The 12,055-nt window shown below is 45.7% G+C and carries 11 protein-coding genes, 5 tRNA genes and 2 rRNA genes (1 of these 18 cut by a window edge); all 18 read left to right on the top strand.

Going from position 1 to position 12,055, the window contains the following annotated elements:
* Positions 1 to 2,100, top strand: a 23S ribosomal RNA gene (locus tag ACZ5O6_RS02135); it begins 773 nt to the left of the window's first position.
* 229 nt (positions 2,101 to 2,329) lie between these two features.
* Positions 2,330 to 2,445 (top strand): 5S ribosomal RNA (rrf, locus tag ACZ5O6_RS02140).
* Between the two features lie 76 nt (positions 2,446 to 2,521).
* On the top strand, positions 2,522 to 3,724 hold the full coding sequence (alr, locus tag ACZ5O6_RS02145; protein ID WP_447093021.1) for an alanine racemase: 1,203 nt from the start codon (positions 2,522 to 2,524) through the stop codon (positions 3,722 to 3,724).
* A gap of 15 nt (positions 3,725 to 3,739) precedes the next feature.
* A complete protein-coding gene (gene birA, locus ACZ5O6_RS02150) occupies positions 3,740 to 4,726 on the top strand; it encodes a bifunctional biotin--[acetyl-CoA-carboxylase] ligase/biotin operon repressor BirA (RefSeq protein WP_447093022.1) in 987 nt (328 codons plus the stop codon).
* Positions 4,716 to 5,522 (top strand): type III pantothenate kinase, encoded by an 807-nt coding sequence (locus tag ACZ5O6_RS02155; protein ID WP_447093023.1) that lies wholly within the window; start codon positions 4,716 to 4,718, stop codon positions 5,520 to 5,522. Before birA ends, ACZ5O6_RS02155 begins: the two co-directional genes overlap by 11 nt.
* Positions 5,523 to 5,587: 65 nt before the next feature.
* Positions 5,588 to 6,346 (top strand): SPOR domain-containing protein, encoded by a 759-nt coding sequence (locus tag ACZ5O6_RS02160; RefSeq protein WP_447093024.1) that lies wholly within the window; start codon positions 5,588 to 5,590, stop codon positions 6,344 to 6,346.
* 94 nt (positions 6,347 to 6,440) lie between these two features.
* Positions 6,441 to 6,516 (top strand) — tRNA-Thr (locus ACZ5O6_RS02165).
* Positions 6,517 to 6,578: 62 nt separating this feature from the next.
* A tRNA-Tyr gene (locus ACZ5O6_RS02170) sits at positions 6,579 to 6,662 on the top strand.
* An 83-nt stretch (positions 6,663 to 6,745) separates the two neighbouring features.
* A tRNA-Gly gene (locus ACZ5O6_RS02175) sits at positions 6,746 to 6,819 on the top strand.
* Positions 6,820 to 6,850: 31 nt separating this feature from the next.
* Positions 6,851 to 6,926 (top strand) — tRNA-Thr (locus tag ACZ5O6_RS02180).
* Between the two features lie 173 nt (positions 6,927 to 7,099).
* The gene (gene tuf / locus ACZ5O6_RS02185; RefSeq protein WP_464283529.1) at positions 7,100 to 8,323 is read left to right on the top strand and encodes an elongation factor Tu; all 1,224 of its coding nucleotides are present in this window, start codon (positions 7,100 to 7,102) and stop codon (positions 8,321 to 8,323) included.
* Between the two features lie 108 nt (positions 8,324 to 8,431).
* A tRNA-Trp gene (locus ACZ5O6_RS02190) sits at positions 8,432 to 8,507 on the top strand.
* A 59-nt stretch (positions 8,508 to 8,566) separates the two neighbouring features.
* Complete coding sequence (gene secE, locus ACZ5O6_RS02195; protein WP_447092984.1) at positions 8,567 to 8,935, top strand: preprotein translocase subunit SecE; 369 nt, start codon at positions 8,567 to 8,569, stop codon at positions 8,933 to 8,935.
* 6 nt (positions 8,936 to 8,941) lie between these two features.
* Positions 8,942 to 9,475: a transcription termination/antitermination protein NusG gene (gene nusG / locus ACZ5O6_RS02200; protein WP_447092985.1), complete on the top strand. Its 534-nt coding sequence runs from the start codon at positions 8,942 to 8,944 to the stop codon at positions 9,473 to 9,475.
* Between the two features lie 126 nt (positions 9,476 to 9,601).
* Positions 9,602 to 10,036 (top strand): 50S ribosomal protein L11, encoded by a 435-nt coding sequence (rplK, locus tag ACZ5O6_RS02205; protein ID WP_447092986.1) that lies wholly within the window; start codon positions 9,602 to 9,604, stop codon positions 10,034 to 10,036.
* A 2-nt stretch (positions 10,037 to 10,038) separates the two neighbouring features.
* Positions 10,039 to 10,734, top strand: a complete 696-nt coding sequence (rplA, locus tag ACZ5O6_RS02210) for a 50S ribosomal protein L1 (RefSeq protein WP_447092987.1) — start codon at positions 10,039 to 10,041, stop codon at positions 10,732 to 10,734.
* A gap of 323 nt (positions 10,735 to 11,057) precedes the next feature.
* Positions 11,058 to 11,588 (top strand): 50S ribosomal protein L10, encoded by a 531-nt coding sequence (rplJ, locus tag ACZ5O6_RS02215; protein WP_447092988.1) that lies wholly within the window; start codon positions 11,058 to 11,060, stop codon positions 11,586 to 11,588.
* Between the two features lie 64 nt (positions 11,589 to 11,652).
* The gene (gene rplL, locus ACZ5O6_RS02220; protein ID WP_447092989.1) at positions 11,653 to 12,033 is read left to right on the top strand and encodes a 50S ribosomal protein L7/L12; all 381 of its coding nucleotides are present in this window, start codon (positions 11,653 to 11,655) and stop codon (positions 12,031 to 12,033) included.
* The last annotated feature ends 22 nt before the right edge of the window (positions 12,034 to 12,055 follow it).

A 12,055-nucleotide genomic window follows, 5' to 3' on the forward strand; every position in this document is an offset into this window, starting at 1 on the left:
AGCCCGGAGATAGCTGGTTCTCCCCGAAAACTATTTAGGTAGTGCGTCATGTCTCACCCACGGGGGTAGAGCACTGTTTGGGCTAGGGGGTCATCCCGACTTACCAACCCCATGCAAACTCCGAATACCGTGGAGTGCAATCATGGCAGACACACGGCGGGTGCTAACGTCCGTCGTGAAGAGGGAAACAACCCAGACCGCCAGCTAAGGTCCCAAATGTTAATTAAGTGGGAAACGATGTGGGAAGGCTTAGACAGCTAGGAGGTTGGCTTAGAAGCAGCCACCCTTTAAAGAAAGCGTAATAGCTCACTAGTCGAGTCGGCCTGCGCGGAAGATGTAACGGGGCTAAATTAGCAACCGAAGCTGCGGATACTTTCGAGTATGGTAGGGGAGCGTTCTGTAAGCCGTTGAAGGTGACTTGAGAAGGTTGCTGGAGGTATCAGAAGTGCGAATGCTGACATGAGTAACGATAAGGGGAGTGAAAAACTCCCCCGCCGGAAGATCAAGGTTTCCTGTCCAACGTTAATCGGGACAGGGTTAGTCGGCCCCTAAGGCGAGGCGGAAACGCGTAGTCGATGGGAAACAGGTTAATATTCCTGTACTTTTTATTACTGCGATGGAGGGACGGAGTAGGCTAGGCCAGTGCGGCGTTGGTAGTCCGCATGAAAGCTAGTAGGCTGGAGACTTAGGTAAATCCGGGTTTCTAAGGCTGAGAGGTGATGACCAGCTCTTTTTTGAGCGAGGTGGTTGATGCCATGCTTCCAAGAAAATCTTCTAAGCTTCAGGTAATAAAGAACCGTACTGTAAACCGACACAGGTGATCAGGTAGAGAATACCCAGGCGCTTGAGAGAACTCGGGTGAAGGAACTAGGCAAAATAGCACCGTAACTTCGGGAGAAGGTGCGCCGATGTTGGTGATGAGACTTGCTCTCTAAGCCGATGTCGGCCGAAGTGACCAGATGGCTGCGACTGTTTATTAAAAACATAGCACTCTGCAAACACGAAAGTGGACGTATAGGGTGTGACGCCTGCCCGGTGCCGGAAGGTTAATTGATGGGGTTAGCTTAGGCGAAGCTCTTGATCGAAGCCCCGGTAAACGGCGGCCGTAACTATAACGGTCCTAAGGTAGCGAAATTCCTTGTCGGGTAAGTTCCGACCTGCACGAATGGCGTAACGATGGCCATGCTGTCTCCACCCGAGACTCAGTGAAATTGAAATTGCGGTTAAGATGCCGTATACCCGCGGCTAGACGGAAAGACCCCGTGAACCTTTACTACAGCTTGACACTGAACTCTGAACCTATTTGTGTAGGATAGCTGGGAGACTTTGAAGCGATGACGCTAGTTGTTGTGGAGTCGACCTTGAAATACCAGCCTGATATGTTTGGGGTTCTAACGCTGGTCCCTTATCGGGATTGCGGACAGTGTCTGGTGGGTAGTTTGACTGGGGCGGTCTCCTCCCAAAGAGTAACGGAGGAGCACGAAGGTACGCTAATCCTGGTCGGAAATCAGGAGTTTAGTGCAATGGCATAAGCGTGCTTGACTGCGAGACTGACAAGTCGAGCAGGTACGAAAGTAGGTCATAGTGATCCGGTGGTTCTGTATGGAAGGGCCATCGCTCAACGGATAAAAGGTACTCCGGGGATAACAGGCTGATACCGCCCAAGAGTTCACATCGACGGCGGTGTTTGGCACCTCGATGTCGGCTCATCACATCCTGGGGCTGAAGCCGGTCCCAAGGGTATGGCTGTTCGCCATTTAAAGTGGTACGCGAGCTGGGTTTAGAACGTCGTGAGACAGTTCGGTCCCTATCTGCCGTGGGCGTTGGAAAGTTGAGAAGAGCTGCTTCTAGTACGAGAGGACCGAAGTGGACGAACCTCTGGTGTTCCGGTTGTGATGCCAATCGCATTGCCGGGTAGCTACGTTCGGACGGGATAAGCGCTGAAAGCATCTAAGCGCGAAGCCTCCTTCAAGATTAGCTTTCCCTGATTCTTTAAGAATCCTGTAGGGCCGTAGAAGACTACTACGTTGATAGGCTGGGTGTGGAAGCGTTGTAAGGCGTTGAGCTAACCAGTACTAATTGCCCGTGAGGCTTGACCATATAATTGAGATAATTAGAAACAGACTGACATATAGCTTGTTCTTAATTGACTGATTAGTGATAAAGATAGAAATATCAACAATATAAAGCCGAGAGGCTGTAGCAATAAGCCATTGGATAAACATGATTATCGAATGCATATGCCAAGATAGAAGAGTGTATTACGTAGACAACACAAGCATCTAATTTAGATTATTGAGAGAGGTTCTCTTAATGATCACCCAGTTTGCTTGACGACCATAGAGAATTGGAACCACCTGACCCCATACCGAACTCAGAAGTGAAACGATTCCTCGCCGATGGTAGTGTGGGGCTTCCCCATGTGAGAGTAGGTCATCGTCAAGCTTTTATTCGAAAACCCCGATCAGTAATGGTCGGGGTTTTTTTATGTGCTTTACATAGAAGCCTGAGAAGTTAATTGATGACCCCTAGGCTGGTGATCGATCGCTGCCTAGCGTATATTGGCTTCGATAAAGTCCTCATATTGTCTATCTGCGGAGCTAGTGTGCATAGTCAGAGCTTGCTAACGATTAACCTACCTGCCATTGTGGCTAATTGGCGCTTATTGAACGATACAGTCGGTGATCGGTGTTGTTGCGCAAGTGTTGTGAAAGCGGATGCCTATGGCCTAGGTGTTAAACCTGTTGCGCAAGCGTTATATGCAGGAGGTTGTCGATCGTTCTTTGTGGCAACGCTAAATGAAGGTGTCGAGCTAAGGGAGTACCTTGATTATAAAGATTGTGAAATTTTTGTATTTGGAGGTTTGGCATACGATGTGGTTGCTAATGGTTGCTCCTCTGCTTGGTTGAATTCTCGTCTTACTCCTGTTCTGTTTTCTTTAGATCACGTGGTTCGCTGGGAGTGTTTTACTCAAGCTGTTGGTGTTTTATTGCCTTGTGTTTTAAAGCTAGATACAGGGATGCATCGTACAGGCTTATTAGCCGATGATCTGGATACTTTATTGGCAACAGGAGCTATTGCTAAGTTAAATTTGCGCTATCTTATGAGTCACTTTGCCTGCGCTGATGAGCCATCTCATGAAATGAATACGCGGCAGCTTACTATACTTGATTCCTTTGTTGAAAAGGTGCAAGGGCTATCGCCAAAATGTCTCATTTCGGTGTGCAATTCCCCGGGTATTTTTTTACCCAGTCGTCCTCACTACGATATGGTTCGTCCGGGCATTGCATTGTATGGCGGTAACCCGTCGGGTTTACCTGAAAGCGCTATGAAGCCGGTTGTGACGCTTCTTTTAGCCGTTATGCAGGTAAAAGCGATCAAAAAGGGAGAAAGTGTTGGGTACGGTGCGAGCTACATTACTCAAAAAGATAGATTGATTGCTATTACATCGGGTGGCTATGCGGATGGTATTGCACGTAGTCTGAGTAATATAGGTGTCGGTTATTGCGGCAGTCAAGCAGTACCCATTATTGGGCGTGTTTCGATGGATTCTCTAGTCTTTGATATAACGCATGTGGTGGGGCGCTGTGACAGGATAATCCTTTTGGGCGAATGTCAGACTATAGATGAGTTGGCCGAATCTGCAGGCACTATAGGCTACGAAGTGTTGACGAGCTTGGGTAGCCGTTTTCAGCGTGAATATATTCCTTTTATACCCGATTAACTTGAGTGCTTCTTCGTGCCTGACTCTCATATGAAATTGTTAGCAATTCTTTCCGATGGCAAGTTCCATTCAGGTGTGGATATTGGTCGTCAGTTGAATATCTCCCGCTCTGCAGTGTGGAAGCAATTACAAAAACTGATAGACCTTGATCTCGAAATAGATAGTGTTAAGAGTAAAGGTTACCGTTTGCTTGGCGGTTTTGAGCCTCTTGATACAAGCGCTATTCTTGCTCAGTCTATATCGACATGCTCTACACCCCTAACGTTAGAGCTTTTCGACAGTGTGGAATCTACCAATACTGTGGCGATGGAAAGAGCGGTCGAGGGTAAGTGTGATGAATTGAAAGGGTATGTGTGCCTAGCTGAGCGTCAGTCTAAAGGAAAAGGGCGTCGTGGGCGTCACTGGAGCAGCCCTTATGGGCGCAACATATATCTTTCTTTGATTTGGGAATTTGAAGGCGGCGCCAATAAGTTGGAAGGCTTGAGTCTTGCGGTAGGAATGGCTGTGGCTGAATCCTTGAATGCAATTGGCTTGTCGGCTGTTAAGCTTAAATGGCCCAACGACATTTTGGTTGATGGCAAAAAGCTTGGAGGGATTCTCGTAGAAATGGCTGGTGATCCTGCGGGTCTATGCCAGGTTGTTATTGGCGTTGGTCTTAATGTGCATATGCAGCGTGGTGATGATATTGAACAGCCTTGGGCGAGCATCGGCCACTACTTGCCCGAGGTATCTAGAAACTATTTAACCGCAGAGATAATTCGTCGTTTATTTACGATGTTAGCAATATATGAGAAAGAAGGTTTTACAGCGCTTTCCTCAGCTTGGCAGCAATGGGATGGTTTTGCTGATGCGGATGTTTGCGTGCACTCAGGGGCGAGTACCATATTGGGTGTTGCAAAGGGTATTTACCCAAATGGGGCATTAAGGTTAGTCGTCGATGGAGTTGATCAGGCTATTTACGGAGGGGAAGTATCTCTGAGGCTTGCGCAAAATGATTCTTGATATTGATGTTGGTAATACAAGAATCAAGTGGCGTTTCTGTGACAGTTTGGGCAATGTGGTTTCTCGTGGTTTCTCAGTCAGTGCGTCGATTGATTCTGGCGATGCATTTAATAAGCTTTTTGATATTAAGCTAATGTCTCCTTTATCTGTTGTGCGTGTGGCGGCGGTAGCTTCTGATTTCAACGAATATATATCACGATGGGCGAGTGACCATGGTGCAGATTTGTATTTTGCTGAAACCCAGTCATCCAGTGCGGGCGTTAGTAACGCTTATCAGCAAGTGTCTCACATGGGAGTTGATCGTTGGTTAGCTATGATAGCGGCTTATCAGAAATGGTTAGCCATGCGAACAACTATTCCTGATTTACATCGGGCGCTTATTGTTATTGATGCGGGAAGTGCGCTCACTCTAGATATAATAACTTCAGGTGGTCAGCACCTTGGGGGATACATCGTTCCTGGTTTGGCGATGATGCATAATGCGCTATTAGGTAATACGGAGCGAGTCCGCTTTGCTGAGAACAGTAGTAATAACTACCCTGATGATCTGTGTTTAGGCGACAGTACCAAGCGTGCAGTGTTGTCTGGTGCACCCATGATGCAGTTGGGCTTTATTCAGCGAGTGATAACTACAACTGTTGCGAATCAAAAAAATCCTAGTCAAGAAGATGTGGCTATTTTTATTACAGGGGGGGATGCTGCTTACCTTTCGAGCTTTTTGCGTCAAGATGGTATTGCTGATATTCATCATTACCCTGACTTGGTTATGGATGGTCTAGCGTTATGCCTAGACTGAATGAGCACAATCTAGAACGCTTTTTAATATGTCGTTTTGACTTCTAAGAAGGGCTTTAACTATTTATGCGCTTTATCTTTTTTACCCTAATTTTTGTCAATATCGGATTTGCCATTTATCAATATTGGCTGCCTGTTGAGCAAGGCGCCGTAACGGGTGTCGTTCTATCTGTTAACTCTTCTCGTTCAATTGATGATAGAGCCTCGCTTACTTTATTGAGTGAGATGAGGCCAGTTGCAGCATTGGAGACGGTGCGTGTAGCAACGCCTGAAGATGTGGTACTGCCTTCAGGTTCAGGTGAGGTGGATGCTGGCAGTAATGAGGGCGTGGTGAAGTCTTTAGAGGAGAGCTTGTGTTTGAAGGTAGGCGCCTTTTCTTCTGTATCTAAGGCTAATTATTTTGTTGAAAGATTGGCCTCTAAGGGCGTGAAATCATCAATCAAAAATGTACTCGTTTCTACTACCGTGGGTTTTTGGCTGCATTTGCCCCCCTTAAGCTCGAAAAAGGCCTTGTTTAGAAAGTTGGAAGAATTGCAGCGGCAGGGGATCGATAGCTACGCTATCCCCGATGGCAATTTAGCGAATGGCATTTCTTTGGGGATGTTTTCCCAGGCTCAGCGCGCAAATAGCTTAAAGCAAAAGATTTCAGGCCTTGGGTATCGGCCGCAAATTGCTGAAGTCCCACGAGAAAAAAGAGAGCTTTGGGTGTTCCTTCACTCTGTAGAAGCTCAAAAAATAAGCGATGAAGTGTGGAAAAAATGGCTTTCTTCAAAAGAATTTCCTAAAAAACAACAAATTTCGTGTTCAGATGTTGCGTCCGCGTGAAAGTTTCTCTAGAATCGCGCCTCCGGATTTGGGGAAGGAGTTGTTTTTCTTTATCCGGGTATGTGAAAGTGTTGGAGTGTTCAGCTTCAGTTAGGCTGGCGTAGCTCAGTTGGTAGAGCAGCTGACTTGTAATCAGCAGGTCGTAGGTTCGACTCCTATCGCCAGCTCCATTTTATCTTTCTTGTGATGCTCCTTTGGAGATCGTGAGGAGTAGCGATTTATTTCGCCTTTCGCAGGGGTTCCAGAGTGGCCAAATGGATCAGACTGTAAATCTGACGCGAAAGCTTCGGTGGTTCGAATCCACCCCCCTGCACCATACAAATAATGCGTAAAGTCAGCGCCGCTGTAGCGAATGTTGAGAGTTCAGGATCTGCATTAATCTATTTGTAGGTCTTATCTGCGGGTATAGTTTAATGGTAGAACCTCAGCCTTCCAAGCTGATGATGCGGGTTCGATTCCCGCTACCCGCTCCAAACTTTGCGGTTTTGATCCTATTAAGTTTGTGCTCATGTAGCTCAGTTGGTAGAGCACACCCTTGGTAAGGGTGAGGTCGGCAGTTCAAATCTGCTCATGAGCTCCATTGGCAATATAGATGTTTTTCGTAGCCAAGTAGGCTGCGGACATAGAGAGAATAACACGGCAAGCTCGTTACATACTTTTTTGAAAGTATATGCGATCGGTCTGTGTTTTTTTGGTATTTGATCGCTTGATCATTTTTTTATTCGGGCAGCACTACATTAGGAGACGCTCACGATGGCAAAAGAAAAGTTTGAACGTAATAAACCTCACGTCAACGTGGGAACAATTGGTCACGTTGACCATGGTAAAACAACATTAACGGCTGCACTAACGCGCGTTTGTGCGGAAGTATGGGGCGGCGACGCGGTTGCATTCGACGGTATCGATAATGCACCAGAAGAGCGTGAGCGCGGTATTACGATTGCAACTTCGCACGTTGAATATGATTCGCCCACACGTCACTACGCACACGTAGACTGCCCAGGTCACGCCGACTATGTTAAGAACATGATTACCGGTGCGGCACAAATGGATGGCGCTATCCTTGTTTGTGGTGCAACGGATGGCCCTATGCCACAAACACGTGAGCACATCTTGTTGTCACGTCAGGTAGGTGTACCATTTATAGTTGTATTCCTAAACAAAGCTGACTTGCTTGCAGAAGATTGTGGCGGTGTGGGTTCAGAAGAATACACAGAAATGCTAGAACTCGTTGAAATGGAATTGCGTGAACTATTAGACCTTTACGAATTTCCTGGCGACGATACGCCAATCATCGCAGGTTCTGCATTAATGGCATTGAACGGCGAAGATGATAACGAATTAGGCACAACAGCAGTTAAGTCGCTGGTTGAAGCCCTAGATTCATACATTCCAGAGCCAGAGCGTGCTATCGATCAGCCATTCTTGATGCCAATTGAAGACGTGTTCTCAATTTCAGGCCGCGGTACTGTAGTTACCGGTCGTGTTGAGCGTGGTATCGTTAAAGTCGGTGAAGAAATCGAAATCGTTGGTATCAAAGAAACTACGAAAACCACGTGTACGGGTGTTGAGATGTTCCGTAAATTGCTTGACGAAGGTCGTGCAGGTGAGAACGTTGGTGTTCTATTGCGTGGTACTAAGCGTGAAGAGATTGAGCGCGGTCAAGTATTGTGTGTTCCAGGTTCAGTGAAGCCGCACACGACATTCGAAGCTGAAGTTTATGTGTTGTCAAAAGATGAAGGTGGTCGTCATACGCCATTCTTTAAAGGCTACCGTCCACAGTTCTACTTCCGTACTACTGATGTAACCGGTGCGTGTGAATTACCAGAAGGCGTAGAAATGGTTATGCCAGGTGATAACATTCAGATGGTTGTGACCTTGATTCACCCAATTGCGATGGAAGACGGTTTGCGTTTTGCGATTCGTGAAGGTGGTCGTACGGTTGGTGCAGGTGTTGTTGCTAAAATCATCGAATAATTCTTGATGATTCTTTAAGCCGTAAGGCGGGCAAGCCGAGTCGAATCTTCGTCTCGGCTTGTGTATTTTTGAAATCGCATCGTTTTGTTATTTGAAATGTTGCGTACTAGGCCAGTAGTTCAATTGGTAGAGCGTCGGTCTCCAAAACCGAAAGTTGGGGGTTCGAGTCCCTCCTGGCCTGCCATATAAAAATAGTTGATTGGTTGCTTAGTTGGCAGCGAGTCAATAGACGTTGGAGTGCAAGTGAACGCTAATACAGAATCAAATAATAGCCCGTTAAATGCCGTTAAATGGCTCGTTGTTGTTGCCTTGATTGCTGTTGGTGTTGTGGGTAACTCTTACTATAGCGATTTGGGTCTTTTATATCGCGTAGGTGCTCTCTTGGTATTAGGTGCGATTACCTTGTGGGTTGCTGTTAATACGGTACAGGGTGCTGTGTTGTGGGCAACGGTTAAGGAATCGCAAACAGAAATTCGTAAAGTGGTTTGGCCATCTCGACAAGAGACAAATCAAACGACATTGATCGTTGTTGCGTTAACGATTGTTATGGCATTTATCTTGTGGGGCTTAGATACATTTATCGGCTGGATAGCCTCTCTCATTATAGGGTAGTAAATAATGTCTAAACGTTGGTATGTTGTACACGCTTACTCGGGTTATGAAAAAAAAGTTGCCGCTGCGCTACAGGAGCGTATCGAGCTGAACGGAATGCAAGAAGCTTTTGGTGATGTCTTAGTTCCCACAGAAGAAGTGGTTGAAATGCGCGCTGGACAGAAGCGTAAGTCCGAAAGAAAGTTTTTCCCCGGATATGTTCTTGTTCAAATGGAGTTGTCGGATGCATCTTGGCATTTGGTCAAAGAAACTCCACGAGTGATGGGCTTTATCGGTGGTAAAGCTGATGAGCCAGCGCCAATTACAGAGAAAGAGGCTGAGTTAATTCTGCAGCGAATCGATGATTCCGTTGAGAAGCCTAAGCCTAAAACAATATTTGAACCCGGTGAAATGGTTCGTGTTATCGATGGCCCCTTTAATGACTTTAATGGTGTTGTCGAAGAAGTTAATTATGAAAAGAGTCGCCTTCAAGTGGCTGTGCTCATTTTTGGTCGCTCTACGCCTGTAGAGTTAGAGTTTGGTCAGGTCGAAAAAACCTGATAACTATCGGTCTTTTGTTCGTTGAGCAAAAGTTGAAGGGGAGCCTTTGATAAGTGATTGCTGCTTGTATGTTGCAAGGAGTTATTGTTTTGAGGCGTTACTACCCATTTTAGAGGAGTGGTCATCATGGCTAAAAAAGTAGAAGCTTATATTAAGCTGCAAGTTCCTGCGGGAAAAGCAAATCCAAGTCCTCCTGTTGGTCCAGCATTGGGTCAGCACGGTGTTAATATTATGGAGTTTTGTAAAGCGTTCAATGCCCAGACTCAAAGTATTGAAGCTGGAGCTCCAGTTCCTGTGATCATTAGTGTATACAGTGATCGTAGTTTTACCTTTGAAATGAAAACGCCTCCAGCAGCTTTCCTTTTGCGTAAAGCTGCCGGTATTGCTAAAGGCAGTGGTCGTCCGAATACAGAAAAAGTAGGTAAGGTAACGCGTGAGCAATTAGAAGAAATTGCAAAAGCTAAAGAACCAGATCTAACTGCAGCAGATATGGACGCCGCTGTGCGTACTATTGCGGGAAGTGCAGTTAGTGCTGGTATTGAAGTAGAAGGGGTTAACTAATCATGGCTAAATTAAACAAGCGTCAAAAATTAGCAAAAGAAAAAGTTGATCCAAATAAACAGTATTCTATTGATGAAGCTGTCGCCATTATTAAAGAGCTCTCAACAGTAAAGTTTGAAGAAACTGTTGATGCTGCCATTAACTTGGGTATTGACCCTCGTAAATCAGATCAGGCTGTGCGTGGTGCAAGTTCATTGCCCCATGGTACCGGTAAAACAGTACGTGTTGCTGTATTTACACAAGGTGCTAATGCTGATGCCGCAAAAGAAGCCGGTGCTGATTTAGTGGGTATGGAAGAGCTTGCTGCTGAAGTTAAAAAAGGCAATATGGATTTTGATGTTGTTATTGCTGATCCTGCGGCTATGCGTGTAGTTGGCCAGTTAGGTACTATCTTAGGTCCTCGTGGTCTAATGCCAAACCCTAAAACAGGTACAGTAACACCTGATGTTGCGACAGCCGTTAAAAACGCAAAAGCAGGTCAAGTGCGTTATCGCGCAGACAAAGGTGGCATCATTCATGGTGGCATTGGCCGAGTTAACTTTGAAGTCAGCGCAATCAAAGAAAATCTTGAAGCCCTAGTGGCTGACCTGAAAAAAGCCAAGCCAGCTTCTGCAAAAGGTATTTACTTAAAGAAAATATCCCTGAGCAGCACAATGGGTCCTGGCATTAATTTAGATTTAGCGAGCTTAGACGTTTAAGTCTACTCGAACCGAACTTTGGGGTCTGCTCTACTTTTTGTAGTAGCAGGCCGTCAAAGACCGTAGGGGAAGAGCAGTATTGTTGTCACTTTTTAGAAGGTGAATATCGCTTTTCTTAATTGCGTTTTTGCTTATATCGGAGCACGCCCTACGCAGACGGTGGGAACCCAAATCAGAATTATTCATCGTGACATACGATTAAAAATACTGGATTTGATCACCGAAATACTAGCACTTGTTATTAAGTGTTAGTCATGTAACCGATCAGTAAGTCTTTATTAGTATAAAAGGCAGTGTTTATTGATCATTTTAGGAGATAACTCGTGGCATTAGCACTACAAGACAAGAAACAGATTGTCGCTGAAGTTAACGAGACTGCTAGCAATGCATTGTCCCTAGTCATCGCTGACGCCCGAGGCGTTAACGTGACAGATATGACAGGCTTGCGTAAATTAGCGCGTGAAAATAATGTAGAACTTCGTGTGATTCGCAATACTCTTGCGAAACGTGCGTTTGGTGAAACAGAATTCGATTGTGTTAATGAAGCGCTTGTGGGTCCCTCGCTATTTGGTTTTTCTATGGAAGATCCAGGAGCGGCGGCACGCATCTTTAAAGATTTCGCGAAAGAAAATGAAAACTTTGAAGTTAAAGCTTTGTCAGTGGGTGGCAAGTTATTAGATGCTGGTCAAATTGATGCACTCGCAAAACTACCAACACGCGATCAAGCGTTGGGTATGTTAGCAAGTGTAATGATTGCGCCAGTCACCAAGTTGGTACGTACGTTAAACGAAGTGCCAACCAAAGTAACACGTGCTGTTGCAGCCGTTCGCGACCAAAAACAGGAAGCTGCATAATTGCCCTTGTAGGTGATTTAACCAGTTTATTATTAATTAAATTTTTTATCGGGAGATTTGGGTCATGGCTCTATCTAAAGACGATATTTTGAATGCGATTGCTGACATGTCAGTAATGGATGTTGTTGAACTTGTTGAAGCAATGGAAGAAAAGTTTGGTGTTTCTGCTGCTGCAGCTGTAGCGGTTGCTGCACCTGCTGCTGGTGGTGACGCTGGTGGCGCTGCTGCTGAGCAAACTGAATTTGACGTTGTATTGACAGCTGCTGGCGACAAGAAAGTTAACGCTATTAAAGCAGTTCGTGCAATCACCGGCCTTGGCTTAAAAGAAGCTAAAGAAATGGTAGAAAGCGCACCAGCAACAGTTAAAGAAGGCGTATCGAAAGATGACGCTGAAGAAGTGAAAAAGCAGCTTGAAGAAGCTGGCGCATCTGCAGAATTGAAATAATTCGCGAGTGCGACACCCTGAG

It is taken from the genome of Eionea flava (genome assembly GCF_055393785.1).